Origin of the sequence: Mesorhizobium sp. M0898 (assembly GCF_040319695.1) — a bacterium.
Lineage (GTDB): Bacteria > Pseudomonadota > Alphaproteobacteria > Rhizobiales > Rhizobiaceae > Mesorhizobium.
In genome coordinates this window covers 410,481-433,713 of sequence record NZ_JAMYOE010000002.1, presented here as the reverse complement: position 1 = coordinate 433,713, position 23,233 = coordinate 410,481, and the positions used below count along the sequence as shown (strand labels likewise).

Annotated in this window: 29 protein-coding genes; 14 read left to right on the top strand and 15 right to left on the bottom strand. The window is 62.5% G+C overall.

Translation table 11 applies throughout. The features are described 5' to 3' along the window. The first annotated feature begins 134 nt into the window (after positions 1–134). Together rpoH and NKH90_RS05195 are read left to right on the top strand one after the other, a co-directional pair. Entirely contained in the window at positions 135–1,046 is a 912-nt protein-coding gene (gene rpoH / locus NKH90_RS05200; protein WP_023678514.1) for an RNA polymerase sigma factor RpoH, read from the top strand. 411 nt (positions 1,047–1,457) lie between these two features. Further along, positions 1,458–1,991 (top strand): hypothetical protein, encoded by a 534-nt coding sequence (locus NKH90_RS05195; protein ID WP_352817757.1) that lies wholly within the window; start codon positions 1,458–1,460, stop codon positions 1,989–1,991. A gap of 182 nt (positions 1,992–2,173) precedes the next feature. Here NKH90_RS05195 and NKH90_RS05190 read toward each other — a convergent pair whose 3' ends face one another. The 4 genes from NKH90_RS05190 to NKH90_RS05175 all read right to left on the bottom strand — a co-directional run bounded on the left by NKH90_RS05190 (position 2,174) and on the right by NKH90_RS05175 (position 4,674). Next, positions 2,174–3,046, bottom strand: a complete 873-nt coding sequence (locus NKH90_RS05190; RefSeq protein WP_352471144.1) for an MBL fold metallo-hydrolase — start codon at positions 3,044–3,046, stop codon at positions 2,174–2,176. Between the two features lie 150 nt (positions 3,047–3,196). After that, complete coding sequence (locus NKH90_RS05185) at positions 3,197–3,856, bottom strand: peroxiredoxin (protein WP_023678511.1); 660 nt, start codon at positions 3,854–3,856, stop codon at positions 3,197–3,199. A 175-nt stretch (positions 3,857–4,031) separates the two neighbouring features. Then, entirely contained in the window at positions 4,032–4,397 is a 366-nt protein-coding gene (locus tag NKH90_RS05180) for a cell division protein ZapA (protein ID WP_254816554.1), read from the bottom strand. 4 nt (positions 4,398–4,401) lie between these two features. Beyond that, on the bottom strand, positions 4,402–4,674 hold the full coding sequence (locus NKH90_RS05175) for a DUF4164 domain-containing protein (RefSeq protein WP_006200774.1): 273 nt from the start codon (positions 4,672–4,674) through the stop codon (positions 4,402–4,404). A gap of 260 nt (positions 4,675–4,934) precedes the next feature. Between NKH90_RS05175 and tkt the strand changes: the two genes are divergently transcribed. From tkt to NKH90_RS05160, 3 genes are all read left to right on the top strand, one after another. Next, positions 4,935–6,926: a transketolase gene (gene tkt / locus NKH90_RS05170; protein ID WP_352817754.1), complete on the top strand. Its 1,992-nt coding sequence runs from the start codon at positions 4,935–4,937 to the stop codon at positions 6,924–6,926. 158 nt (positions 6,927–7,084) lie between these two features. Then, positions 7,085–8,095, top strand: coding sequence for a type I glyceraldehyde-3-phosphate dehydrogenase (gap, locus tag NKH90_RS05165; RefSeq protein ID WP_023678507.1), 1,011 nt, complete (start codon positions 7,085–7,087; stop codon positions 8,093–8,095). Positions 8,096–8,312: 217 nt separating this feature from the next. Beyond that, the gene (locus NKH90_RS05160) at positions 8,313–10,202 is read left to right on the top strand and encodes a potassium/proton antiporter (protein ID WP_352817751.1); all 1,890 of its coding nucleotides are present in this window, start codon (positions 8,313–8,315) and stop codon (positions 10,200–10,202) included. Positions 10,203–10,371: 169 nt separating this feature from the next. Here NKH90_RS05160 and NKH90_RS05155 read toward each other — a convergent pair whose 3' ends face one another. Then, a complete protein-coding gene (locus NKH90_RS05155) occupies positions 10,372–11,289 on the bottom strand; it encodes a polyprenyl synthetase family protein (RefSeq protein ID WP_352457948.1) in 918 nt (305 codons plus the stop codon). 79 nt (positions 11,290–11,368) lie between these two features. On the opposite strand from NKH90_RS05155, the gene NKH90_RS05150 reads away from it, so the two are divergent. The 3 genes from NKH90_RS05150 to NKH90_RS05140 all read left to right on the top strand — a co-directional run bounded on the left by NKH90_RS05150 (position 11,369) and on the right by NKH90_RS05140 (position 13,051). Continuing rightward, positions 11,369–12,127, top strand: coding sequence for a biosynthetic peptidoglycan transglycosylase (locus NKH90_RS05150; RefSeq protein ID WP_352817821.1), 759 nt, complete (start codon positions 11,369–11,371; stop codon positions 12,125–12,127). Positions 12,128–12,266: 139 nt separating this feature from the next. After that, complete coding sequence (rpmF, locus tag NKH90_RS05145) at positions 12,267–12,449, top strand: 50S ribosomal protein L32 (RefSeq protein WP_006203806.1); 183 nt, start codon at positions 12,267–12,269, stop codon at positions 12,447–12,449. A gap of 200 nt (positions 12,450–12,649) precedes the next feature. Next, the gene (locus NKH90_RS05140) at positions 12,650–13,051 is read left to right on the top strand and encodes a hypothetical protein (RefSeq protein ID WP_023678503.1); all 402 of its coding nucleotides are present in this window, start codon (positions 12,650–12,652) and stop codon (positions 13,049–13,051) included. A 10-nt stretch (positions 13,052–13,061) separates the two neighbouring features. Here NKH90_RS05140 and NKH90_RS05135 read toward each other — a convergent pair whose 3' ends face one another. The 3 genes from NKH90_RS05135 to NKH90_RS05125 all read right to left on the bottom strand — a co-directional run bounded on the left by NKH90_RS05135 (position 13,062) and on the right by NKH90_RS05125 (position 14,421). Then, positions 13,062–13,493 (bottom strand): GlcG/HbpS family heme-binding protein, encoded by a 432-nt coding sequence (locus tag NKH90_RS05135; protein ID WP_352451128.1) that lies wholly within the window; start codon positions 13,491–13,493, stop codon positions 13,062–13,064. Between the two features lie 97 nt (positions 13,494–13,590). Then, complete coding sequence (locus NKH90_RS05130; RefSeq protein WP_023678501.1) at positions 13,591–13,821, bottom strand: hypothetical protein; 231 nt, start codon at positions 13,819–13,821, stop codon at positions 13,591–13,593. Positions 13,822–13,896: 75 nt separating this feature from the next. Continuing rightward, positions 13,897–14,421: a winged helix-turn-helix transcriptional regulator gene (locus NKH90_RS05125; RefSeq protein ID WP_352540251.1), complete on the bottom strand. Its 525-nt coding sequence runs from the start codon at positions 14,419–14,421 to the stop codon at positions 13,897–13,899. Between the two features lie 95 nt (positions 14,422–14,516). Between NKH90_RS05125 and NKH90_RS05120 the strand changes: the two genes are divergently transcribed. Both NKH90_RS05120 and NKH90_RS05115 read left to right on the top strand, forming a co-directional pair. Then, positions 14,517–15,368, top strand: a complete 852-nt coding sequence (locus tag NKH90_RS05120; protein WP_352817749.1) for an alpha/beta fold hydrolase — start codon at positions 14,517–14,519, stop codon at positions 15,366–15,368. A gap of 61 nt (positions 15,369–15,429) precedes the next feature. Further along, a complete protein-coding gene (locus NKH90_RS05115) occupies positions 15,430–16,086 on the top strand; it encodes a glutathione S-transferase family protein (protein WP_352771901.1) in 657 nt (218 codons plus the stop codon). Between the two features lie 143 nt (positions 16,087–16,229). Here the strand turns inward: NKH90_RS05115 and NKH90_RS05110 are convergent, their stop codons facing one another. The 3 genes from NKH90_RS05110 to NKH90_RS05100 all read right to left on the bottom strand — a co-directional run bounded on the left by NKH90_RS05110 (position 16,230) and on the right by NKH90_RS05100 (position 18,086). After that, a complete protein-coding gene (locus tag NKH90_RS05110) occupies positions 16,230–16,517 on the bottom strand; it encodes an ArsR/SmtB family transcription factor (protein WP_023678497.1) in 288 nt (95 codons plus the stop codon). Positions 16,518–16,548: 31 nt separating this feature from the next. Next, a complete protein-coding gene (locus NKH90_RS05105) occupies positions 16,549–17,796 on the bottom strand; it encodes an MFS transporter (protein ID WP_352683429.1) in 1,248 nt (415 codons plus the stop codon). Between the two features lie 95 nt (positions 17,797–17,891). Beyond that, the gene (locus NKH90_RS05100) at positions 17,892–18,086 is read right to left on the bottom strand and encodes a DUF1192 domain-containing protein (RefSeq protein WP_023678495.1); all 195 of its coding nucleotides are present in this window, start codon (positions 18,084–18,086) and stop codon (positions 17,892–17,894) included. 124 nt (positions 18,087–18,210) lie between these two features. On the opposite strand from NKH90_RS05100, the gene NKH90_RS05095 reads away from it, so the two are divergent. The 3 genes from NKH90_RS05095 (at position 18,211) to NKH90_RS05085 (ending at position 20,544) form a co-directional block, all read left to right on the top strand. Beyond that, positions 18,211–19,221 carry an NAD(P)H-quinone oxidoreductase gene (locus NKH90_RS05095; protein WP_352454845.1) on the top strand — a complete coding sequence of 337 codons (1,011 nt, stop codon included), beginning with the start codon at positions 18,211–18,213 and terminating at the stop codon, positions 19,219–19,221. A gap of 132 nt (positions 19,222–19,353) precedes the next feature. Then, positions 19,354–19,494, top strand: coding sequence for a DUF1127 domain-containing protein (locus tag NKH90_RS05090; protein WP_023678493.1), 141 nt, complete (start codon positions 19,354–19,356; stop codon positions 19,492–19,494). Between the two features lie 354 nt (positions 19,495–19,848). Then, the gene (locus NKH90_RS05085; protein WP_023678492.1) at positions 19,849–20,544 is read left to right on the top strand and encodes a DUF1013 domain-containing protein; all 696 of its coding nucleotides are present in this window, start codon (positions 19,849–19,851) and stop codon (positions 20,542–20,544) included. A gap of 59 nt (positions 20,545–20,603) precedes the next feature. Here NKH90_RS05085 and NKH90_RS05080 read toward each other — a convergent pair whose 3' ends face one another. The 3 genes from NKH90_RS05080 to NKH90_RS05070 form a co-directional block, all read right to left on the bottom strand. After that, positions 20,604–21,323, bottom strand: a complete 720-nt coding sequence (locus NKH90_RS05080) for a helix-turn-helix transcriptional regulator (protein WP_023678491.1) — start codon at positions 21,321–21,323, stop codon at positions 20,604–20,606. An 18-nt stretch (positions 21,324–21,341) separates the two neighbouring features. After that, a complete protein-coding gene (locus NKH90_RS05075; RefSeq protein WP_352471152.1) occupies positions 21,342–21,749 on the bottom strand; it encodes a hypothetical protein in 408 nt (135 codons plus the stop codon). Positions 21,750–21,890: 141 nt separating this feature from the next. Next, complete coding sequence (locus NKH90_RS05070) at positions 21,891–22,058, bottom strand: hypothetical protein (protein WP_023678489.1); 168 nt, start codon at positions 22,056–22,058, stop codon at positions 21,891–21,893. A gap of 203 nt (positions 22,059–22,261) precedes the next feature. On the opposite strand from NKH90_RS05070, the gene NKH90_RS05065 reads away from it, so the two are divergent. Continuing rightward, positions 22,262–22,423, top strand: a complete 162-nt coding sequence (locus tag NKH90_RS05065; protein WP_008873884.1) for a hypothetical protein — start codon at positions 22,262–22,264, stop codon at positions 22,421–22,423. 13 nt (positions 22,424–22,436) lie between these two features. Here the strand turns inward: NKH90_RS05065 and NKH90_RS05060 are convergent, their stop codons facing one another. Further along, complete coding sequence (locus tag NKH90_RS05060; protein ID WP_352613482.1) at positions 22,437–23,168, bottom strand: SGNH/GDSL hydrolase family protein; 732 nt, start codon at positions 23,166–23,168, stop codon at positions 22,437–22,439. Between the last annotated feature and the right edge of the window lie 65 nt (positions 23,169–23,233).

The following is a 23,233-nucleotide window of genomic DNA, read 5'->3' as shown; positions in this document are numbered from 1 at the left end:
TTCGTGTTGAACAAATGCCTGTCTTTCTGGTTTTGTTCCTATATATGTCGGTTGGCGCGAATGTGCCTTTGGCATTCGCGCCACATGCCCGCCGCGTTTCGGGGGCATCACTCCAATAGAGAGGGGGCGCTATCATGGCCCAGTCATTACCCAGTATCGTTTCCGGCGAAGGCGGTCTCAGCCGCTACCTGGAAGAAATCCGCCGCTTTCCGATGCTTCAGCCGCAGGAAGAGTACATGCTCGCCAAGCGCTACGCCGAGCATGAGGACACGACGGCTGCGCACAAGCTCGTCACCAGCCACCTTCGGCTCGTCGCCAAGATCGCCATGGGCTATCGCGGTTACGGCCTGCCGATCGGCGAGGTGATCTCGGAAGGCAATGTCGGCCTGATGCAGGCCGTCAAGAAATTCGAACCGGAGCGCGGCTTCCGTCTCGCCACCTATGCGATGTGGTGGATCAAGGCCTCGATCCAGGAATACATCCTGCGCTCGTGGAGCCTGGTCAAGATGGGCACCACCGCCAACCAGAAGCGCCTGTTCTTCAACCTGCGCAAGGTGAAGGGCAAGATCCAGGCGCTCGATGAAGGCGATTTGAAGCCGGACCAGATCACCGAGATTGCCACCCGGCTGAACGTCTCGGAAGCGGAAGTCGTGTCGATGAACCGCCGCCTGTCGGGCGACGCCTCGCTCAATGCGCCCATCCGGGCCAGTGAAGGCGAGTCCGGCGAATGGCAGGACTGGCTGGTCGACGACCACGAAAGCCAGGAAGAGATGCTGATCGAGCAGGACGAGCTGGAAAACCGGCGCGGCATGCTGTCGGGCGCTCTTGCCGTGCTCAACGACCGCGAACGCCGCATCTTCGAGGCGCGCCGCCTCGCCGATGAGCCGTTGACGCTTGAAGAGCTGTCGGCCGAGTTCGATATCAGCCGCGAGCGCGTGCGCCAGATCGAGGTGCGCGCCTTCGAGAAGGTGCAGGACGCGGTCAAGGCCGCAGCCAAGCGCCAGACGCAGGCGCTGCGCACCATCGAGGCGCAGCCGGCGGCGTAAGGCCTTCCGGTAGAAACAAATAACGGCGGCGTCAGGTAACTGGCGCCGCCGTTTTTTTCTAAAGCGCGTCGCGTTCGGGCCGGCCTTGTGCGACGCGCTTTAGATTCTTGTTTTTATGCATGTCGTTATCGCAAAACCGCTGCACACTTGCGCGACATGCATTAGCGGGTTGCCGGTTCCGCGGCGCCTTCGCGGATGTCCGATCCGTCGCCCTAACTGCTCAGTAGCCTTGCCAGGCGTCCCCAGACGATCTCATTGATAGCGGCATTGTCGCAATTTTCCCCAAGCCCTGAAAACCGCAAGGCTGCAAGCTGTGGCGGCAATGTTGCGGCGCCGACCGCGGCATTCCACAACCCGGCGCTTGCGGCAGGCGGGCGCGACAACGGTCCGTCGGGCAGTTGAGTTCGTCTATTGGAAACGAAAGGCAGTGTGATGATGACGATTTCTCCGTTTCTGGCCGCCCTCGGATCCGACGGTCCGCCAGCCGATCGAGCGAAAGACATGGCCCTGTATGGATGGCTAATTGGAAGCTGGGAGATGAACTCGGTCCACTACCTCGACGACGGCACAATCCAGAAATGGGATGGCGAATGCCATTTTGGCTGGGTGCTCGAAGGCCGCGCGATTCAGGACGTTTGGATCAGGCCCAAGCGCCCTGCTCCGTCCGCGATGTATGGCACAACCTTGCGCATCTTCGACCCTGGGATCGATGGCTGGCATATCATATGGAACGACCCGCTCAACCGGGATCACTCGCGCCAGATCGGGCGGGCCGAGGGTAAGGACATTGTCCAGCTCGGCAATGACTCGCGCGGTCTGCAAACTCGATGGCGTTTCACCGAGATCACTGCCACCAGCTTCCATTGGATCGGCGAGGAAAGATCTTCCGAGAGCGATCCTTGGCAAATCACGTATGAACATTTAGCCCGCCGAACAAAACCCTGACGCTCGACTGGCTGGCGTCTGCGCTGCTCCTCATCCGGCTGCCGCCACCGTCGTCCCGCATAGACCTATCGGATTCAAACATCGCAAAAATCGAATCAGGATCAATAGCTTGGATGACCATCGCAGAACGATGAGGGCGGCGCCGAGTCTGAATGGCATTGTAGTGCCAGCGACCCATCCTCTCACAGGCAATCGAGCGGAAACTTCAGATAGCGCTGCCCGTTGGATTCCGGTTCCGGCAGGCGTCCGCCATTCATATTGACCTGCAGCGCGTGCAGGATCAGCCGCGGCATCGGCAACGTCCTGTCGCGGGCTTGGCGGAGCGCGACGAAGTCGGCTTCCGTCTTGCAGCCGGCAACATGGATGTTGCCGGCTTTCTGCTCCGCGACCGTGCTTTCCCACCGCGCTTCGCGACCGCCCGGCTGGTAGTCGTGACCGACGAACAGACGTGTCTCGTCCGGCAGCGCCAGGATGTCCTCGATCGAACGCCAGAGCCGCTCGGCACTGCCGCCCGGAAAGTCTGTCCTTGCGGTGCCGCTGTCCGGCATGAACAGCGTGTCGTGGATGAAGGCGGCGTCGCCAATGACGTAAGTGATCGAGGCCAGTGTGTGGCCCGGCGAGAACAGCACTCTTGCCGCAATGCCGCCGACCGAAAAAGTTGCGCCGTTGGCGAACAGCCTGTCCCATTGCGAACCGTCGGCGGGGAATTCCGGCCAGTTGTAGATCACCTTCCACAATTTCTGGACGTCGATGACCTTCTCGCCGATTGCCGTCGGCGCTCCGGTTCTCCCCCTCAGATAATGGGCGGCGGAGAAATGATCCGCATGCGGATGCGTGTCGAGGATCCACTCGACCTCCAGCCCGCTTTCCCTGACGAAGTCGAGCAGGGCGTCGGCGTTTTTCGTTGCCGTTGCACCGGACCTTTCGTCGAAGTCGAGCACCGGATCGATGATGGCGCATTTGCGGGTCGCCATGTCGGCGACCACATACTGGACGGACCCGCTCGGCTTGTCATAGAAGCCGGTGACCTGCGACCTGGCCGATAATGCGTCCAATCCAGCCTCCTTCGCCCCTCACCACGGCAGGAAGGATTTTCTCTGCCACGGCAAATTAAAGGCATGGTTGTCCGTCAACCAGGCATCGTCAAGCACCCCATGCTCACACGGCCAGGAAAACCGAAAACTCTCTGTGCCGCCTCTGCCTGCTCAGGCGGAAGGCTGCTTGGTTTTCCTGAGATATGGCAGGATCGTCTCATAGGCGCCGAAGCGCTTGATGGCATCCTCATTCGAGACGGCAGCGGTGATGATGACGTCCTCGCCCTGCTTCCAGTTCGCCGGCGTCGCCACCTGGTGCTTGGCGGTCAGCTGCATGGAATCGATGGCGCGCAGGATTTCGTCGAAGTTGCGGCCCGTCGTCATCGGGTAGGTGAGAACCAGCTTGATCTTCTTGTCGGGCCCGATGACGTAAACCGAACGCACCGTGGCATTGTCGGCGGGCGTGCGGCCTTCCGAGCTCTCGCCGGCACCCGCCGGCAGCATCTCGTAAAGCTTGGCGACCTTGAGATCCTTGTCGCCGATCAGCGGGTAGTTCACCGAATGACCGGTCGCGGTCTTGATGTCGTTCTGCCACTTTTCATGGCTTTGGACGGGATCGACCGAGATGCCGATGATCTTGACGTTGCGCTTCCTGAACTCGCCTTCGAGCCCGGCCATTGTGCCGAGTTCGGTCGTGCAAACCGGCGTAAAGTTCTTCGGATGGCTGAACAATACCGCCCAGCCGTCGCCGATCCATTCATGGAAGCTGATCGGTCCTTGCGTGGTCTCAGCGGTGAAGTCCGGTGCGATATCGTTGATGCGAAGGCTCATGACGTGTCCCTTACCCTGTGCGTGCAGATCGCAGCCGGCGTTGCCCGGCGCTGCTTTTGCCTTTCTATCACTCCGGCGTCATCCTTCAAACGCCTGTTGCGCCGGCATCAAGGCCAGCGGCGAAATATTTTCATTGCTTCTCGGCAAATGCAGCAGGAATTTTCGCTGCGCTGGTTCAGGCCTTGTTCACTGCCAGCGTCGTCGCCAGGTCTTCCATGCGCTGGGCCAGTGCGCCGAGCGCCCCGGTCAGCACGGAATCGTTCTTGTCGGCCTTGGTCAGTGCGTCGTCGCGCGTCTTGCGCAGCGTCAGCACTTCGCTTTCCATGCCCTTGACCCGCTTCTGCAGTTCCGAAAGCTCGTCCATGACCATGATGCCGGCCATCACGGTCAGCCGCTGGTCGCCGATCTCGCCAAAAGAATCCTTCAGATGCGAGACATAGCGGTCGAAGCGCTCGGCAAGATCGATCAGATGCTCTTCCTGGCCCTCGTCGCAGGCCATCCGATACTGCTTGCCGTCGATGGAAACCGTGACTTGTGCCATTGGCCTACCTGTCCAGTACCGCGCGGATGGTTTCCATAGCTGTCACCAGCCTTCGCGACACTTCCTTGTTGGCATCTTCCAGCCGTTCGGCGCGGGCCTCGGAATTGTCGAGCTCCTGCGCCAGCCGCGAGCGGTCGGCGTTCATCCGCTGCACTTCGGCCTCGGCTTCCGAATAGTCCCGCTCATGCTCAAGCTTGGCCGCGACGGCGTTTTCCAGCCCTTCGATGGCCTTACCCAGCCTGGCAATGACTTCCTTGAGGGTCGTTTCCCCGGTCATGGCTTTCGTCCTGCGCCCTGCCCATCACCGAATCATCCACGTTCAGAACGCGTTATCCCTGAAACATTACGCGTCGTGTGAACCGCACGTCAATAAAGCTGTCGCGACTGTCCCCTGCTAACGCTAATGTAAGTCGCGCACGGCCATCACAAGACCGGCAAAAGCACACCGATTTGTTGACTAAAAGGCCGCGCCTGCTATGTGTCGCGCACCCTTTTCAAGGGCTTTCCCAAGGCCCAAACCCCCATTTTGGAGGAAGCATGACCTCGCGCGAACAACATGACCGGATGGCCAATGCGATCCGTTTTCTCGCCATGGACGCCGTCGAGAAGGCAAATTCCGGCCACCCCGGACTGCCCATGGGCTGCGCCGACATCGCCACGGTGCTGTTCACCCGCTTTCTCAAATACGATCCGAAAAGCCCGCATTGGCCGGACCGCGACCGCTTTATCCTGTCGGCCGGCCACGGATCGATGCTGCTTTACTCGCTGCTCTATCTGACCGGCTACGAAGACATCACCATCGACCAGATCAAGCAGTTCCGCCAATTGGGGTCGAGGACGGCGGGCCACCCGGAATACGGCCATGCCGCGGGCATTGAGACGACGACCGGCCCACTCGGCCAGGGCCTTGCCAATTCGGTCGGCTTCGCGCTCGGCGAGCGCATCATGAATGCCGCTTTCGGCAAAGATCTCGTCGACCACTACACCTATGTGCTGGCCGGCGACGGCTGCCTGATGGAAGGCGTATCCCAGGAAGCCATCGCGCTTGCCGGGCATCTGAAGCTGAACAAGCTGATCGTCTTCTGGGACAACAACAACATCTCGATCGATGGCCCGGTGTCGCTCGCCGATAACACCGATCAGGTCGCCCGCTTCCAGGCGTCCGGCTGGAATGCCAGCCATATCGACGGCCAGGACCCGGAAGCGATCGCCTATGCCATCGAAGCGGCCCGCCACTCCGACAAGCCGACGATGATCGCCTGCAAGACGACCATCGGCTTCGGCGCGCCGACCAAGGCCGGCACCAACAAGGCGCATGGCTCGCCGCTCGGCGCCGAGGAAATCGCTGGCGCCAGAAAATTCTTCGGCTGGGATTATCCGCCCTTCGAGGTTCCGGCCGATATCCTCGACGCATGGCGTACCGCCGGGCGGACAGGCGTCAAGGCGCGCACCGACTGGGAAAGCCGCCTTGCCAAGGCTGATGCCAAATTGCGCAGCGAGTTCGAACGCCGCATCAGTGGCACGCTGCCGGCCAACTTCGACGCCGTCATTGGCGATTACAAGAAGAAGCTCGCCGCCGACAAGCCGAAGGTCGCCACCCGTAAGTCATCGGAAATGGCGCTGGAGGTCATCAACGGCGCCGTGCCCGAAACCATCGGCGGCTCGGCCGATTTGACCGGCTCCAACAACACCAAGACCAGCCAGACCAAGAACATCACCGCCGACGATTACGGCCAGCGCTACGTTCATTACGGCGTTCGCGAGCACGGCATGGCGGCCGCGCTCAACGGGCTGACATTGCATGGCGGCATTATCGCCTATGGCGGCACTTTCATGTGCTTTTCCGACTATGCCCGTCCGGCGATGCGGCTTGCTTCGTTGATGGGCATCCGCTCGATCTTCGTCATGACCCATGATTCCATCGGCCTTGGCGAAGACGGCCCGACCCATCAGCCGGTCGAGCATCTGGCAGCACTTCGCGCCATTCCGAACCACAATGTCTTCCGCCCCGCCGACGCGATGGAAACCGCGGAATGCTGGCAGTTGGCCATTGAGTCGGAAAAGACGCCTTCGACATTGGCGCTGACCCGGCAGAACCTGCCGACGGTACGCAACGACTTCGTTGCGGAAAACCTCTCCAGCCGCGGCGCCTATGAACTTGCCGCCGCCAGTGGCGAGGCGGCGGTGACGATCTTCGCTTCGGGCTCCGAGGTCGAGATCGCGCTGGCCGCCCGCGAGGCCTTGGAAAAGCACGGCCACGCGACCCGCGTCGTCTCGGTGCCGTGTTTCGAATTGTTCGACAAGCAGAGCGCCGACTATCGCAGCAGGACGATCGGCAATGCGCCGCTCAAGATTGCCATCGAAGCCGGCATCCGTCAGGGCTGGGATCACTTCATCGGCACCGACGGCATCTTTGTCGGCATGACCGGCTTCGGCGCCTCCGGCACCATCGAACAGCTCTACCCGCATTTCGGCATCACAGCCGAGGCAACGGTGAAGGCGGCGGAAGCCCGTCTGCATGGCAAATGAAAGTGAGCCCCGCCCGGCAAAGGCTGGCATAGCGGTTTTGCCGGACGGTGGAGCACTAATCGATTTAAATCCACGCCTCGGCGGCTGGATTCTTTGCCCGTCCGCCGTTATGAAGCTGCGGACTTGATCTTCGGCCTCCAACTCCCAGGGAGAGAACAATGACCGTCAGAGTTGCCATCAACGGATTCGGCCGCATCGGCCGCAACATCCTGCGCGCCATCCATGAATCCGGCCGCAAGGATATCGACGTCGTCGCGGTCAACGATCTCGGCCCGGTCGAGACCAACGCGCATCTGCTGCGCTTCGACAGCGTGCATGGCCGCTTTCCGCATGAGGTGACGGTTGACGGCGACCAGATCATCGTCGGCAAGGAGAAATTCAAGGTCACCGCGATCAAGGATCCGACGCAACTGCCCTGGAAGGAGCTTGGCATCGACATCGCGCTCGAATGCACCGGTATCTTCACCGCCCGCGACAAGGCCGTCGCCCATCTGACCGCCGGTGCCAAGCGCGTTCTCGTCTCCGCTCCGGCGGAGGGCGCCGATCTCACCGTCGTCTATGGCATCAATCACGACAAGCTGACCAAGGACCACATCGTCATCTCAAACGCCTCCTGCACCACCAACTGCCTGGCGCCGCTGGCGGCCGTGCTGAATGAGGCGGTCGGCATCGAGAAGGGCATGATGACGACGATCCATTCCTACACCGGCGACCAGCCGACGCTGGACACCATGCACAAGGACCTCTACCGCGCCCGCGCCGCCGCGCTGTCGCAGATTCCGACCTCGACCGGTGCTGCCAAGGCCATCGGCCTGGTACTGCCCGAACTCAAGGGCAAGCTCGACGGCATCTCCATCCGCGTGCCGACCCCGAACGTCTCGCTCGTCGATTTCAAGTTTATCGCCAAGCGGCCGACCACCGTCCAGGAGATCAATGACGCGGTGATCGCCGCCTCGAACGGCAAGCTGAAGGGCATCCTCGCCGTTACCCGTCACCCCAATGTTTCGATCGACTTCAACCATGATCCGCATTCCTCGATCGTGGCGCTCGACCAGACCAAGGTCATGGACGGCAACTTCGTTTCGGTGCTGTCGTGGTACGACAATGAGTGGGGCTTTTCCAACCGCATGGGCGATACCGCCGTCGCCTTCGGCAAGACCATCGCCTGATCGCAGAGCCAGCTTCTCGACTTGGAGACGCCCGGCTCAGTCCGGGCGTTTTTCATTGCAGCACGAACCGCCGAGGCACGCTCCGCTGCTCGGGGGTGCCAAAACTTTCGACGATCGGCAGCGTGGGGCAAAAAGCCACGCTGCTGCCTTGCAGCGGCCATGTCTTCGCCCCACTCTCCCGTGATGCCGTAGCATATCGACTAGGGGCGACCAACGAATGGAGCATGGTATCTATCTTGTGACGCTCGTTGGCGCAGCACTTGTCGTTGCCGCCGCGTTTTCAAGCCTGATCGCCTTCCGTTTCGGCGCCCCTCTCCTGCTGCTGTTTCTCTGCATCGGCCTCGCCACCGGAACCGACGGTCTCGGCATCCATTTCGACAATGCCCGAGTTGCCTATTTTGCCGGCTCATTGGCGCTGGCGGTCATCCTTTTCGATTCCGGCTTCGGCACGCCGCTCAACGCCTTGCGGCAGGCGGCCGGGCCGGCGCTGTCGCTGGCCACATTCGGCGTCCTTTTGACCACCGGGCTCTTCGGCGCCGCCGCCTATTATCTGCTCGACCTGACCTGGCTGGAATCCTTCCTGCTCGGTGCCGCCGTCGCCTCGACCGACGCCGCGGCGGTGTTCTTCCTGCTGCGCGCCGGCGAGATCAATTTGCGCGAGCGCGTGCGGTCCACGCTCGAGGTGGAATCCGGCACAAATGACCCGATCGCCATCTTCCTGACCATCACGCTGGTCGAGGTCATCGCCGCCAATACCCACCCCGAGGCCAAGGTGCTGGTCACCGATCTTGCCGTCGGCTTCCTTGTCAACATGGGGCTCGGCGCGGTCATCGGCATTCTCGGCGGCATGGCCATTGTGCGCCTTGTCGATCGCCTCAATCTCGATCACGGCCTGCTGCCGATCTTCGTGCTGACGCTGTCGCTTATGGTGTTCGCTGCCGCCGGTGCCGTCGGCGGCTCCGGCTTCCTGGCGGTCTATCTCGCAGGCCTGATTGCCGGCAATTCCGATATCCGGGCCGTGACCATCCTCAAGCGCTTCCAGGACGGCATGTCGTGGCTGGCGCAGATCATCATGTTCCTGATCCTCGGACTGTTCGCGACGCCTTCACAATTTCCGGCGATCCTGGTGCCGGCAGTGCTGCTCGGCCTGTTCCTGGTATTTGTGGCACGGCCAATCGCCGTCTGGCTCTGCCTGGTGCCGTTCCGTCTGCCACGCCCGGAAGTCGCCTTCGTCTCGTGGGTTGGCCTGCGCGGTGCCGTGTCGATCCTGCTTGCCATCACGCCGCTGCTCGGCGGTCTTGAGAACGGCCGCCTCATCTTCAACACTGCCTTCATCATCGTGCTGGTCTCGCTGATCATCCAGGGATGGACCGTCGGGCCGCTGGCGCGCCGTCTCGGCCTTATCGTGCCGGCCCGCCTGGGACCGCTCGACAAGGTCGAATTGGAACTGCCGGGCTCCGCCCATCATGAGCTTCTCGCCTACCGCGTGTCACCTGGCAGCCCGGTGGCGCGCGGCGAACGCATTCCGCGCTGGGCGCGGCCGTCGCTGGTGCTGCGCGACGGACGCTCGATGCGCTTCCAGGATATGGGCCGGCTCGCGGCCGGCGACCATGTCTACATCTTCGTGCCGGACCGCTATCCGCGCCTGCTCGACAAGCTGTTCGCCAGCCGTGCCGTGGTCGATCCCGAGGACGCGGATTTCTTCGGCGCCTTCGCCGTCGATCCGTCACGCCCCGCCGAGGAACTGGAAACCGCCTACGCGCCGGGCCTGACCGAAGCGGAACGCAAGCTCAGCATTGGCGACCTGGTCACTACGCGGCTCGGCGGCCACGCCGAATATGCCGACCGCGTGCTGCTCGGTCCAATCGAGCTGATCGTCCGCGACGTCGACGACAAGGGCAGGATCACCGGCCTTGGCCTGTCCTTTGAGCCGACCGCGCCGGTGGCGCGCGTTCCGGTGTTTCTCAGCGCCGGCGAAATCCGCGACCGCATCGCCGCCTTCATCCGCAACCGGCGCAAGCCGGCCGAGGCGCGGGCGGTCGAGGCGGCGGCCGAGATGGAACCGGTTCCGCAGCCCGTGGTGGAAAAGACAACTGGCGAAGGCTGACCGCTGTCCACCCGAGCCGCGGAACCCTGCCGCGAGGCTGAAGAATGGCTCGGCAACTGGTGTGGCGGGTCCATGTGGTCCGACATCGCCGGAAATGATCCCGATCGGCCGGTTGCGAGGACGTTCGGCCGATCAGTCGCCAATTCTCCGGCGCGCCATAGGGGCGCGCTTAATTGTTGCGGGCCGCTACGAACTGCGCCGCTTGTTTCAGAAGCGCAGCTTGCTCGCCAAAAGGTTCGAGCAACGCATGAGCCTGGTCAACGAGGCCATGGAGCTGGCCCCGCGCCCAGTCCGGTCCGTGCAGCGCGACCAGCGTCGCCTTGCCGGCCGCGGCATCCTTGCCGGTCGCCTTGCCCATCTGATGCGCGTCGGCGGTCAGGTCGAGCAGATCGTCGGCAAGCTGAAAGGCAAGCCCGATCGCCGAGCCGAACTCGGCCAGCCTTTCGCGGTCGCCCGACGGCGCGCCGGCAAGGATAGCGCCCGCTTCGCAGGCAAAGCGGATCAGCGCACCGGTTTTCATCGCCTGAAGCCGGATGATGCCGGCCTCGTCCGGCCGGCTTTGTTCGGCTTCGAGATCGAGCATCTGGCCGCCGACCATGCTTCCCGCCCCGGCGGCGCGGGCCAGTGCCAGCACCAGCGTTGCCCTGCGCTCGGCCGGCAGCATTGTCGCCTCGTCGGCAAGGATGTCGAAGGCAAGTGTCAGCAAGGCGTCGCCCGCAAGAATGGCGGTCGCCTCATCGAAAGCCCTGTGCACGGTCGGCTGGCCGCGGCGCAAATCGTCGTCGTCCATGGCCGGCAGATCGTCATGGATGAGCGAATAGCAGTGCACGCATTCGAGCGCCGCCGCGACGCGCAGCGCCGCCTCGCCGTCGGCTGAAAACAGTGCAGCACTTTCCATGACCAGGAAGGGACGCAGTCGTTTGCCGCCGTTCAGCACGCCATGTCGCATTGCCGCCATCAGGCGTTCGGGCCGCGCGACCTCGCCCGAAAGCGTCCGTCCGTCGAGCAACCGCCTCAGCAGCGCCTCGAGCGGAACTGCCCGGGCAATAAGTGCAGCTTCGAACGCCATTTGGTCGTCTTTCGTCATGGTCGGGAGCGGTAGCCGACACTCAGACATTGCGCAAGAAGCCAAGCGCCATTATGCCGGGGGCAGGGAGTAGCGCGGACTGGGTGGCTTGGCGGAACCGATCGTCGATCACGAAACCGAAGGGTTGGACATGGCGAGACCGAGACGCGGCAGCCGCATCGGTCTTCAACGCTGGGTCCGGCGCGGCATTGCCGTCGCCGTCGTGCTGGCGTTGGTGCCGGTGGTGCTGACCTTCCTGTATCTGCCGTCATTCGTGCATCCGGTGTCGACATTGATGCTGAAGGACCTGGCGACGTTTTCCGGCTACGATCGGCGCTGGGTTTCCATCGACGATGTCGCGCCGGTGCTGGCATATTCGATAATCATGTCGGAGGACGGGCAGTTCTGTTTCCATCGCGGCGTCGATCTGGGCGAGTTGCGCGGCGTCGTCGACGATGCGCTCGCCGGCGAGATGACACGTGGCGCCTCGACCATCACCATGCAGACGGTAAAGAATCTTTATCTATGGTCGCGGCCGTTGGGCTCGGTCCGTAAGGTCGTCGAACTGCCGCTGGCCGTCTATTTCGATGCGGTGCTGTCGAAACGGCGGATCATGGAGATCTACCTCAACATCGCCGAATGGGGACCGGGCATCTACGGCATCGAGGCCGCCGCCCAGCATCATTTCGGCGTCTCGGCTAAACAGCTGTCGCGCCGGCAGGCAGCGCTGCTTGCCGTCACCTTGCCGAATCCGATCGTGCGCAATCCGGCGAAGCCCGGGCCGGGACTGAGGCGGCTTGCCGCGTTGATCGAACGGCGCGCCGGCCGCGCCGGCGCCTATGTCGGTTGCCTGCGATAGTGTCAAAAAAAAACACGGCGACGCTGGCCAAAACGCCGTCGGGCGTGTATAGGCACCCGACTTTCTCAGATTCCGGCCCCTGATGTGGCCCTTTCACGAGGGCCGCCGGGGCGTTTTGACCATGTAGTGGAGCATATCCATGGCCGTTCCGAAACGAAAAACCTCTCCGTCGAAGCGCGGCATGCGCCGTTCTGCCGACGCACTGAAGGCCCCGACCTATGTCGAGGACAAGAACTCCGGCGAGATGCGCCGTCCGCACCATATCGACCTGAAGACCGGCATGTATCGCGGTCGCCAGGTTCTGGAGCCGAAGGAAAGCTGATAGAGCTTTCGACGGTTTATTGGGTTGCGAAGCGACCGGCCATTGGCCGGTCTTTTTGCGTTTGCGACAACTGATCGTATCAGCCGGGCCTGACATTGTTGTTTCACGCCGTCTTTGTCCGTGTTTATCGGCCGCACGAAAATTCTTGACGGCGAACGCCGGGCGCACTCTACAAAGATCAGTCCAACCGGAGCCGCCACATGTTCGGTGCCATCCCGCTGCTGATCGTGCCTTTCATCCTCTACAATCTCGGGCTTCTGGGAATATTCGGCAGCGGCGACGATCCGTGGGCCACCGAAATGTTTTCGGTCCGGATGATGTCGGGTGGCGTGTTCTCGATGACCCTCGGCGACCTCATCGTGCTGATCGCACTGATCTTCTTGTTCGTCGAAGTGGTGAAGTCGACGCGCACGACAAATGCCTCGATCATGGACCATCTTTTGTCGACCTTCGTCTTTGTGGCCTATCTGGTCGAGTTCCTGCTGGTGAAGGGCGCCGCCCATTCCGTTTTCTTCACACTGATGGTCATAGCGCTGATCGACGTGCTGGCCGGCTTTTCGGTGTCGATGCGGTCGGCCACCCGCGACATCAATATGAGTTAAGGATCCCGACTCAGCCCGGGTCAGCGGAGAAGCCAGCCGCCTCGACACCGGCGATGGCCGCCGTTTCATCATTGTCGGACGTGTCGCCGGAAATACCGATGGCGCCGATGATCGTGCCGGCGTTGTCACGGATCAGCACGCCGCCGACGACCGGCAGGACGCGCCCGCCCGACACGTCGGAGACGCCGGCGATCAGATGCGGGCGCTCCTTGGCGAAAGCTTCCACCCGGCGCGAGCCCATTCCGATAGCGAGCGCGCCATAGGCCTTGCCGGCCGACATTTGCGGACGCAGGAACGAGGCGCCGTCCTGACGCTGGAACGCGACCAGATGGGCGCCGGCGTCGAGCACCGAGACGCCAAGCGGCCTGAGCTTGAGCTCGGCACCCTTGGCAAAGGCGGCGGCGATGATTTCAAGGGCTTTGTCGAGCGTCAGTGCGGTCATGGCCGTCTCCTGAACGCGCCAGTTATCAGCCGTCAGAACAGACTCCGAGTGAACTGTTTCGCGTGCGGAAGGAAGCATGGATTCTGGGAGCGCCGGCCTATTTCTTCTTGGCCCGAGGCTTCTTCACCGGGGCCGGAGGCGCATTGGCCAGGTCTTCCGCTTCCTTGGCGAGGCGCAGCGCCCGCAGCTTGTTGGTCTTGGCTTGGCGAGCGTCGCTCTCGGCGACATATTCCGCCATCGCCTTCTGGCGAACCGTGGCTGCCTCTTCCTGTTTCTTGAAACGCAAATCGGCCCGCGCACGGGCAGTGTCCTTAGAGTTCTCGACCAAGAGCGTTATCCAATCCGTAAATTATCTTCAGTCCCTTGATAGCAGAGCCAGCCCGCAATTGGGAAAATAAGTTGGTCATGGCGCCGGGTCGCAGCCGACTCGCTCCGCCTTGCGGGCGACGACCGCATCGTATCCGGCCTGCAAAGTCGCGCGGACGGTGGGTCCAGATGGGGCGGGAGACGCACCCAGATGCTCGTGGCGCAACTCGTTCATGAACTTGTCCCACATCGGCGGGCCGCCTTTTTCCAGAAGCTCGGCACGGATAGAGAGCTCTTCGCTGACCGGCAGCCAGACGCGACCCCAGGCGCCGAGATGCGCCAGGATCGGCACCAGCGTAATCGCCATTTCGGTCAGGCTGTAGATCGCTTTTTGCTTATGGGAGGGATCGTCCGCCTTGGTCAGCATGCCGAGCTCCTTCAGCCTCTTCAGCCGGTCGGCGAGGATGTTGGAGGCGATGCCCTCCACCGAGCCGTTGAGCAGTTCGCGAAAGTGGCGTCTGCCGCCGAAGATGATGTCGCGAAGGATGATCAGGCTCCACCGGTCACCGAACACTTCGAGCGACAGGTTGATGGGGCATCCGGACCGACGATCGATGTTCATGCGAATCTCCAAAACCGGTTGCATTATCGTATCGGTTTTAATATCGTGCAACTGATTGCAAAATGCAATCAGTTGGAAGCCCAGGGAGGAAAGCCATGAAAAACGCCGAACACCCCGAAATCGCATCCCAGACGTTCGGCGATCCGGCCCATCCTGCGGTGTTGTTGATCATGGGCGCGATGGCTTCCATGCTTTGGTGGCCCGAAGCGTTTTGCCGGAAGCTGGCCGGCGAGGGTCGCTTCGTGATCCGCTATGACAATCGCGATACCGGCCGTTCGACCAAGTACGCGCCGGGCGAGCCGCCTTATACATTTGACGACATGGCGGACGATGCTATCCGCGTCCTTGACGACCATGGAATCCGAAAGGCGCACGTGGTCGGCATGTCGATGGGCGGCATGATCGCGCAGCTTGTTGCGTTGAAATACCCGGCGCGTGTCACTTCGCTGACGGTGATCAGCAGCTCGCCCCTGGGCATCGATACTTCGCATCTGCCCGGAACCACCCAGGCCTATAGGAACCACTCGGCCGAAGGCGCCAAGGTCGATTGGGCGGACCGGGGCCAAGTGGTCGATTTCATCGTCAAGGACGCGCATGCGCTCACCGGTGCGGCGAACTCTTTCGACGAGCAGCGAACACGGGCTTTCGTCGAACAGGATTATGACCGGTCCGGCGGTTTTCTAAGTGCGACCAATCATTTCATGCTCAAGAGTGGCGAAGATGGGAGCGGCGAGCACTGGACGGGTCGGCTGCGCAACATGAAAATCCCGCTCCTCGTTATCCACGGCACCGACGATCCCATCTTTCCAGTCGAGCATGGCGCCGCTCTTGCCGACGCGGTCGCCGGTGCAAGGCTGCTCCGGATCGAGGGCGGCGGCCACGAGCTGCATCCCGACGACTGGGCCGCGATCATCGATGCCATCGTCGCCCACAGCCGGGCCACGTAGCAGCGGGCCGAACCTTGACACCGGATGCCCGCGAGACGAAGCACCAAAGATAGGAGCAAAAATGTCCCTGATTATGCACCTTCATCCACTGGCCTCCTTCTGCTGGAAGCCGCTGATCGCGCTCTATGAGAACGGCACGCCATTCACATCCGTCGTTGTCGATCTCGGCAATGAACAATCGCGCGCGGCGTTTCTGAAATTGTGGCCGCTCGGCAAGATGCCGGTGCTGCGCGATGAAGCGCTTGACCGGACCGTGCCGGAATCGACGATCGTCATCGAATATCTCAACGCGTATTATCCTGGGCCGGTCGAACTGATCCCCGCCGATCTCGATCTCGCTCGCCAGACCCGGCTCGCCGACCGCTTCTATGACTTCTACGTCCAGGAACCGATGCAGAAGATCGTTGGCGACCGGCTGCGGCCGGAGGGCAAGACCGATCCGTTCGGCGTCGAGCAGGCCCGCGCCCAGCTGCGCAGCTCCTACGCCATCATTGAACAGGACATGCGGTCGAGGACATGGACGGTGGGTGCGAGCTTCACCATGGCCGACTGCGCTGCCGCCCCCGCGCTGTTCTACGCCAACAAGGTCGAGCCGTTCGGAGACGAATATCCTGCGGTCAGGCGCTATCACGACCGGTTGCTGCAACGCCCCTCGGTTGCCCGTGTGATCGAGGAAGCGCAGCCGTATTTCAAGCTCTTCCCCTACAACAATGGCTAGAGTGGTTTGTCGTTTCACGGAAACGCCGAACCGCTCTATCTCTTTGTTTTTGCGCAATTCCGTACGGAAAACCGTTTCACACTTTTCCTGGAATTGCTCTAGGCCCGATGCTGCCTAGTTGCTCGACGCGCTGACGATGCCTCTCAGCTTCCGGGTGAACCGAGCTGCTCCGCATCCCAGAACTGGTCAAGCCAGATGTTGAGCTTCAGGAAGCCGGCATTGCTGACCGTATAGACGCGCCTGGTGCCTTCCGGCTTGGCGTTGACCAACCCCGCATCAAGCAGCACCTTCAGGTGCTGCGAAACGGCCGGGCGGGACACCGGCAAGCCGGATGCCAATTCGTTGACGGTCTTCGGTCCGCGCCGGAGCTCTTCCAAGAGATGGCGCCGGTTGGGATCGGCAATCGCCATGAAGGCGTCGGAAAGCATCATGCCTTATTTGTGGGGCAAAGCGCCTCGAATCTCAACTGTCGGCTTCAGCTTTTCTGCGCGGGTCGAGCCGCAACGCTTCCGGCGTCACCGAACGATCGGCCGGCTGGGTCTTGAAGGCATCGCGGCCTTCGATCGGCACCGGCGCGCGACGGCTGATGCGCAGCAGCGTATAGCCAGCCAGGCTGAGATGCGCGAGCGCAGTGGCCAGGAACAACCCCTCAGGGCGCATCCAGCCCATCAGGCCGGCGGCCACCAGCGGACCGATCATCGTGCCGAAGCCATAAAGCAGCAGCAGGCCGCCCGACACTTTGACGAAGTCCTCCGATCGCGCATGGTCATTGGCATGCGCCACCGCGATCGAATAGAGCGTGTAGGCGAAGGCGCCGTAGGCGGCGGTGCAGACGATGACGAAGACGCCGGAGCGCGGTTCGAACAGGAAGATGGCGATGGCAAACAGCGCAGCGCCGCAGGCCGCGCCCGCCAGCACGAAACGACGGTCCGTCGTGTCGGAGAGCCGCCCGGCCGGAAGCTGCATGGCGGCGCCGGCGATGACCACGAGGCTCATCATCAGCGCGATCTCGGCTGTCGAGATGCCGATGCGCGCTCCATAGACGGCACCAAGTGTACCCCAGGCGCCGTTGGCGATGCCGATCAGCACGCAAGCGATCGCCGACACCGGCGAATTGACGTAGAGCCCCTTGACGTCAAGCGACACGTCCTGCAGCGGCTTGGGGTGAGACGCCGTCGAGACCGCCGTCGGGATCAGCGACAGGCAGAACAGAATGCCGGTGATCATGAACAGCGACGCCGATCTCACATCGCCGCCGGCAACGATCATCTGACCGCCCATGATCGAGGCATAGGTGACCATCATGTAGAGGCCGAAGACGGTGCCGCGGTTTTCGTTGGTGGCCTTCTCGTTGAGCCAGCTTTCGATGACCATGAAGGCGCCGGCCATGGTGAAGCCGGTGAAGGCGCGCAGCAGGATCCAGGTATATTCGTCGATGATCAGGCCGGTGAGCAGTGCGACGATCGCTCCCGATGCGGCAAAGGCGCCGAAAGCCCTGACATGACCGGCGCGGCGCACGATGCGTGGCGCAAAGAAGCAGCCGGTGACGAAGCCGCCGGCCCAAGCCGTGCCCATCAGGCCGAGCGATGCCGTCGAGAAGCCCTCCACCTGGCCACGCAGCGGCAACAGCAGACCGTGCAGTCCGGATGCCGCCAACAGGAACGCGGTGCCGCGCAGCAGCGAGAGGATCGGTCTGTAGCTTGCGAACATTTTTCAATCCGGCTGGGGTTTAGGGCACAAGTCTGGAGACAGCGGCATTCGGCTTTTCGGCGGCGTGCCCGAGCTTTTGGAATTACCCGCAGTAACTACCCGCGGCGAAACAGCGCCTCTGCCGCCGACTTGGTCGAGCCCTTGGTCTTGAGCTCGGCTTCCAGCCGGGCGATCTCGTCGCGCAGGATACCGATCCGTTCGGACAATTCATCGACGGAAAGCAGCGACAGATCCTGCCCGATCTCGTGCGGGCGCGCCTTCTTCTTGGGTTCGTCGTCGAAGATCGCCATCGTCGCTCCTCCGTGATTGCCCATTTGCCTGATTTGCCAATGAGCATACATAGGGCAAGGGTATGGATGCAAATGGCGGGCAAGAGCTGGCACGAGAAACCGGCGGAGCACGACGGGAAAATTCATGGCGAACGCACAGAAAATTCCGGCGAAGATGATGGCGATCGCCATATCGGAACCGGGCGGGCCGCGGGTGCTGAAACCGGAAACCCGCGACGTACCGGTTCCCGGTCCCGGCGAGATCCTGATCCGGGTGCGGGCCGCCGGCGTCAACCGGCCGGACGTGCAACAGCGCAAGGGCGCCTATCCGCCACCGCCGGGAGCGTCGGATCTGCCGGGCCTGGAAGCAGCAGGCGAAGTCGCTGCCCTTGGTGACGAGATATCGCGCTGGCGCGTCGGCGACCGGGTCTGTGCGCTGACGGCGGGCGGCGGCTATGCCGAATATGTCAGAGTGCACGCCGGCAGCGTGCTGCCGCTGCCCGCCGGCTTTACCTACACCGAAGCGGCGGCGCTGCCGGAAAACTACTTCACTGTTTGGCACAATGTCTTCGAGCGCGGCGGCCTGAAGAGCGGCGAGACACTGCTCGTGCATGGCGGCTCGTCGGGTATCGGCACCACGGCGATCCAGCTTGCTGCCGCTTTCGGCGCCTATGTCGTCACCACCGCCGGCAGCAAGGAGAAATGCGACGCCTGCCTCAAGCTCGGCGCCGACCGGGCGATCAACTACCGCGAGGAGGACTTCGTCGCCGCAGTCAAGGAGGCAACCGGCGGCAAGGGTGCCAATGTCATCCTCGACATGGTCGGCGGCGACTATGTGGCGCGAAACTATGAGGCTGCAGCCATGGAAGGCCGCATCGTCCAGATCGCGACGCAGGGCGGGGCAGTGGCGAGCGCCGATTTCTTCAAGATCATGGCCAAGCGGCTCGTGCACACAGGATCGCTGCTCAGGCCACGCACCGTGGAGTTCAAGGCGGCAGTTGCGGCTGCGCTCGAGGCGCAGGTTTGGCCGCTGCTCGGCACGCGCAAGGTTGCGCCGGTGATGGATACGATCTTCCCGCTCAAGGAAGCGTGGCGGGCGCATGAGCGGATGGAGGAGGGTGAGCACATCGGCAAGATTGTGCTCGATGTCGCCTGACGGCCCGCAAGCAGGCTGAACGAAAGCTTAATGGTGCAATGCAACAAACGCATTGCGGCCATGCAAAAGCGTCTGTTCAATTTTTCATCGCCGATGCCTATTTACGCGGCATCAAAACGATGGAGGACTATCATGAACCCGATCCGCGCTTTCCGTAACTGGCGCATGTACAACGAAACCGTGCGCGAACTGAACCGGCTGAATGCTCGTCAGCTCAACGACCTCGGCATCAACCGCGGCGACATCGAGAGAATCGCCCGCAAAGGGCTTTGATCTCGAGCACGATCCCGCTCGAAGACCGGGCGCCGCTTTTCGGCAACGCCGAGCCGCGGTTCGGGATCAAGCTTTAGAAGCCAGAGCCGCAGCAGACGGATTTCCGTCGCCGGTTCCGAGCCCGCCCGACCTTGGTCTGGCGGGCTTTGTCTTTTTGAAGGTTTCGACTGCATGGCGTCATCTGCCGACCCTTCGCGGTCTGCTGGTCGCGCTGCCGTGCCGTCCTTGACGCGCGCCTGCCAAAAACATTGCGAAACGGCGAGCGAGCGGTTATATAGACCGCGATTTTCCCATTTTGGTGGCTCTAAACCACCGCCCGCGCGGGAACGCGGGCGAACGAGAAGGATTTTTGTAATGGCCAATACGCTGCTGATGCCAAAGGCGACCGCCGTCTGGCTGGTTGACAACACAGCGCTTTCCTTCGAGCAGATTGCGCAGTTCTGCGGATTGCATCCGCTTGAGGTCAAGGCGATCGCCGACGGCGAGTCGGCGCAAGGCATCAAGGGCATGGACCCGATCATGACCGGCCAGCTCACTCGCGACGAGATCGCGCGCGCCGAGAAGGACGCCAACCACCGGCTGAAGCTCTCCGATCCCAAGGTGCGGGTGCCGGAATCCAAACGCAAGGGTCCGCGCTACACGCCGCTGTCGAAGCGCCAGGACCGGCCCAACGCCATCCTCTGGCTGGTGCGCAACCATCCCGAGCTCAAGGATGCGCAGATTGCCCGCCTTGTCGGCACAACGAAGTCGACGATCGACCAGATTCGCGACAGAAAGCACTGGAACTCCGCCAATCTCCAGCCGATGGATCCGGTGACGCTCGGCCTGACGTCGCAGATCGACCTCGATATGGAAATCAACCGCGCCTCGCGCGGCCGCGAGCAGGCGCAGCCGGTCGGCGATACGCTGCTGCCGGCCGCCTTGACCGAACGGCTGGTGCCGGCGCCCGAAAAGCCGAAGGACGAGGACCGCGAACTTGACGCCAACGCCGTCTTCGCCAAGCTTTCGGCGCTGAAGTCGAAGGACAAGGACGCCGACGAAGAGGAATAGGTCTGGCATCCAAAACTAAAAGCCCACTTTCAAGCGGGCTTTTTTTGTGATCTTCCGTGTCAGCTTCGCGCCGCCCGGTCCGGCGCCATGCCGTAATCCTCGCTGCGCTCCACCGCGCGATAGAAATCAGCGAGCTGCTTGCCGCGCTCCGGCTTGAAGGTGCGGCCGGCGATGACCACCGAGGCGATGCGGTCGATGCGGAAAGCGCGGAAATCGCCGCGCATCTCACACCAGGCGACCAAGGTCCACACCTTGCCCCAGAACCACAGGCCGAGCGGGCGGATGTCGCGCGCGGTGCTGCGGCCGGCCTCATCCGAATAGTCGATGGTCAGCACCTGACGTTTCTCGATGGACCGCTCGATCAGGTCGATGGCTTCGCGGGCGGCATCGCTTACCACCCACATCGGCGTGTGGATCTCGGTACGGGCGATGCGGTCCTTTTCGGCGTCGGGCAACACGGCGCCTATCTTGACCAGCGCCTCGTCGGCGGCTCGCGCCATGGCCGCGCCGCCAAAGGCGCGCACCATGCGGGCGCCGGCGACCAGCGCGACGATCTCGTCACGCGTGAACATCAGCGGCGGAAGATCGAAACCCTCCCTCATCATGTAGCCGACACCGGCCTCGCCGTCGATCGGCACGCCGGTCGACTGCAGGTCTGCGATGTCGCGATAGATCGTCCGCTCGGAAACCTCGAGCCACGTGCCCAGCTTCTGGGCGGTGACCAGACGACCACCACGCAGATGCTGCACGATCTGGAAGAGCCTGTCGGCGCGGCGCATCGTATGGTCCCTCGGCGTCTATCGTTCCAGCCCTTCGCGCTTGCGCTGCGCGGCGACGAAGGCCGCGCCGAAGGACAGTTTCCTCGTTGTCGGCGTGTTTGCGTCGACCACCCGCCAGAACGGCGCAAAGTCGCCCAGCGCCATGCCACGCTCAAGATCCTCGTTGGCGGCCTCGGCGACGGTGCGCAGATGATAGCCGATGGTGACCGGACATGTCATCTCGGCACCGTGCTCGATGGCGAGAGCGGTGCGCAAAGCGCGGATATTCATGTCCATGCCTTCGGGGATAGAGCGGATGAATGCATGGACCTGGCGAGCTGTAGGAACCAGCATCGGCTGGCCTTCGACGACGTCGCCGATGGTGCGTGGCGACGGTGTTATGCCGTTGATGCCAGGCGTGTTCAGCCTGTCGTTCCAGCTTTTCATCGATCGTCCTCTCGGCCATCCGGCTCCGGCGGCCATTGCACTATGGCACGAGCCTCCTGACACCATACTGTCAGGAGGCTTCAGCATGCCCATTTCAGCTCGTCGCCAGGTTGCATCCAAACGCCACGCGGAAAGCTTGCCTCAATTGCCGCCATTGCGGCGGTCGCCATACATGTCCGGCCAACCAATATCCTTGCGGATGTCCGCCGGCAGGGTGTTCATGAATCGCTGGGTGCGGATCTCATTGCGGATCGTCCGGATCTTGCCGACATAGTGCTGCACGCTACGCAGAATGGTAATACCGTTCATGGCTGGTCTCCTCTCTTTCGATGCAGGCACTATCGCACACCCCTGCTGACAGCAGTCTGTCAGGAGGGTGCGTCTCTCCTGACCGGCGTTCCGATTTGTCGACCGAAGTGATCAGGCAGTGCTGAAAAGAGGCCTGCTGCACTGGAAAGACGGCGATTCCGGAGCCGCTTTGACAGCCAGCCGCGATGCTGATCAAAGGCTGCATGTCGAAACTTCTCGCGCTCGTCATCATCGCCATGATGGTCATCCAGCTCATCAAGCCGCTTGGCTGGCCCGGGCTGAAGCGGCGCAGCGATTTCTGGAAGCTGGCGCTGCTGGCGATGGCGGCGATTTCGATTACGGCGGTGCTCGGGCACTGGACGTAGTGCGGGCGGCCCGCTACGCGACGCCCGGTTCGTTGGCGAGCACCAGGCTGACCAGATGTTCCGCCCAGGCTCGGTAGCCGGCTTCCGAAGCGTGAAATCCATCCGATGCGAAGCCGGCATCGGCATCCGTGATCGGCAGCCGGGGCGCCGGTATGGCGCCGCGTTCGAGGCAAAGGCGCTCGCCCATCCGGTTCATTTTGACGGCGCGGATTTCGAGGATCTTGCCGAGCAGCGGCGGCATTGCCGGAGCCCGGGTGAACTCCAGCACCGGCGACCACACGACGCGCGCTTCCGGCCATTTGGCGCGCAGCGCGTAGAGCAGGCCGCCAAACTCGCGCTTGAAGCGCGGTACCGAATGAAAATTCTTGGTGTCGTTGGTACCGATGGCCAGCACGATATGCGTCCACGGATCGGCCGATAGATTGGGCAGCACATGATCGCGGATCTGGCCAGAGGTTGCCGAGTTGAAGCCGGCCGCCCGCCAGCGCACGGTGCGGCCGGTGCGTTGCGCAATCAGAACTGCCAGTTGCGCGGCCAATCCGTTTTCGGAATTGCCGATCCCTACCGAAGCGGCGGAGGAATCGCCAAGCACCAGAACCGAGATTGCTGGCACCAGGCCAGATATCTCGTGCATGACCGGACCTTGTGCCGGCAGCATGCGGGCGGTGCGGCGACGCACGCCAAGTCCTTGCCAGACATAAACCGGAAAGGCGAGCCAGGTGAGAAGGGTCGGAAAGCGCCGCATGGCAAGTCCCTTTTAGGGCATAGCGAACAGCACTTAGCGCATGTTGCACTGAAGGTGAACGACCT

What these genes read in the sequence shown, in the direction of transcription:
- rpoH (WP_023678514.1), top strand. Translation starts at nt 135, where the DNA reads ATGGCCCAGTCATTACCCAGTATCGTTTCCGGCGAAGGCGGTCTCAGC.
- NKH90_RS05185 (WP_023678511.1), bottom strand. Translation starts at nt 3,856, where the DNA reads ATGAGCCTTCGCATCAACGATATCGCACCGGACTTCACCGCTGAGACC.
- NKH90_RS05180 (WP_254816554.1), bottom strand. Translation starts at nt 4,397, where the DNA reads ATGGCACAAGTCACGGTTTCCATCGACGGCAAGCAGTATCGGATGGCC.
- NKH90_RS05175 (WP_006200774.1), bottom strand. Translation starts at nt 4,674, where the DNA reads ATGACCGGGGAAACGACCCTCAAGGAAGTCATTGCCAGGCTGGGTAAG.
- tkt (WP_352817754.1), top strand. Translation starts at nt 4,935, where the DNA reads ATGACCTCGCGCGAACAACATGACCGGATGGCCAATGCGATCCGTTTT.
- gap (WP_023678507.1), top strand. Translation starts at nt 7,085, where the DNA reads ATGACCGTCAGAGTTGCCATCAACGGATTCGGCCGCATCGGCCGCAAC.
- NKH90_RS05160 (WP_352817751.1), top strand. Translation starts at nt 8,313, where the DNA reads ATGGAGCATGGTATCTATCTTGTGACGCTCGTTGGCGCAGCACTTGTC.
- NKH90_RS05155 (WP_352457948.1), bottom strand. Translation starts at nt 11,289, where the DNA reads ATGACGAAAGACGACCAAATGGCGTTCGAAGCTGCACTTATTGCCCGG.
- rpmF (WP_006203806.1), top strand. Translation starts at nt 12,267, where the DNA reads ATGGCCGTTCCGAAACGAAAAACCTCTCCGTCGAAGCGCGGCATGCGC.
- NKH90_RS05140 (WP_023678503.1), top strand. Translation starts at nt 12,650, where the DNA reads ATGTTCGGTGCCATCCCGCTGCTGATCGTGCCTTTCATCCTCTACAAT.
- NKH90_RS05135 (WP_352451128.1), bottom strand. Translation starts at nt 13,493, where the DNA reads ATGACCGCACTGACGCTCGACAAAGCCCTTGAAATCATCGCCGCCGCC.
- NKH90_RS05125 (WP_352540251.1), bottom strand. Translation starts at nt 14,421, where the DNA reads ATGAACATCGATCGTCGGTCCGGATGCCCCATCAACCTGTCGCTCGAA.
- NKH90_RS05120 (WP_352817749.1), top strand. Translation starts at nt 14,517, where the DNA reads ATGAAAAACGCCGAACACCCCGAAATCGCATCCCAGACGTTCGGCGAT.
- NKH90_RS05115 (WP_352771901.1), top strand. Translation starts at nt 15,430, where the DNA reads ATGTCCCTGATTATGCACCTTCATCCACTGGCCTCCTTCTGCTGGAAG.
- NKH90_RS05110 (WP_023678497.1), bottom strand. Translation starts at nt 16,517, where the DNA reads ATGATGCTTTCCGACGCCTTCATGGCGATTGCCGATCCCAACCGGCGC.
- NKH90_RS05105 (WP_352683429.1), bottom strand. Translation starts at nt 17,796, where the DNA reads ATGTTCGCAAGCTACAGACCGATCCTCTCGCTGCTGCGCGGCACCGCG.
- NKH90_RS05100 (WP_023678495.1), bottom strand. Translation starts at nt 18,086, where the DNA reads ATGGCGATCTTCGACGACGAACCCAAGAAGAAGGCGCGCCCGCACGAG.
- NKH90_RS05095 (WP_352454845.1), top strand. Translation starts at nt 18,211, where the DNA reads ATGGCGAACGCACAGAAAATTCCGGCGAAGATGATGGCGATCGCCATA.
- NKH90_RS05090 (WP_023678493.1), top strand. Translation starts at nt 19,354, where the DNA reads ATGAACCCGATCCGCGCTTTCCGTAACTGGCGCATGTACAACGAAACC.
- NKH90_RS05085 (WP_023678492.1), top strand. Translation starts at nt 19,849, where the DNA reads ATGGCCAATACGCTGCTGATGCCAAAGGCGACCGCCGTCTGGCTGGTT.
- NKH90_RS05080 (WP_023678491.1), bottom strand. Translation starts at nt 21,323, where the DNA reads ATGCGCCGCGCCGACAGGCTCTTCCAGATCGTGCAGCATCTGCGTGGT.
- NKH90_RS05075 (WP_352471152.1), bottom strand. Translation starts at nt 21,749, where the DNA reads ATGAAAAGCTGGAACGACAGGCTGAACACGCCTGGCATCAACGGCATA.
- NKH90_RS05070 (WP_023678489.1), bottom strand. Translation starts at nt 22,058, where the DNA reads ATGAACGGTATTACCATTCTGCGTAGCGTGCAGCACTATGTCGGCAAG.
- NKH90_RS05065 (WP_008873884.1), top strand. Translation starts at nt 22,262, where the DNA reads ATGTCGAAACTTCTCGCGCTCGTCATCATCGCCATGATGGTCATCCAG.
- NKH90_RS05060 (WP_352613482.1), bottom strand. Translation starts at nt 23,168, where the DNA reads ATGCGGCGCTTTCCGACCCTTCTCACCTGGCTCGCCTTTCCGGTTTAT.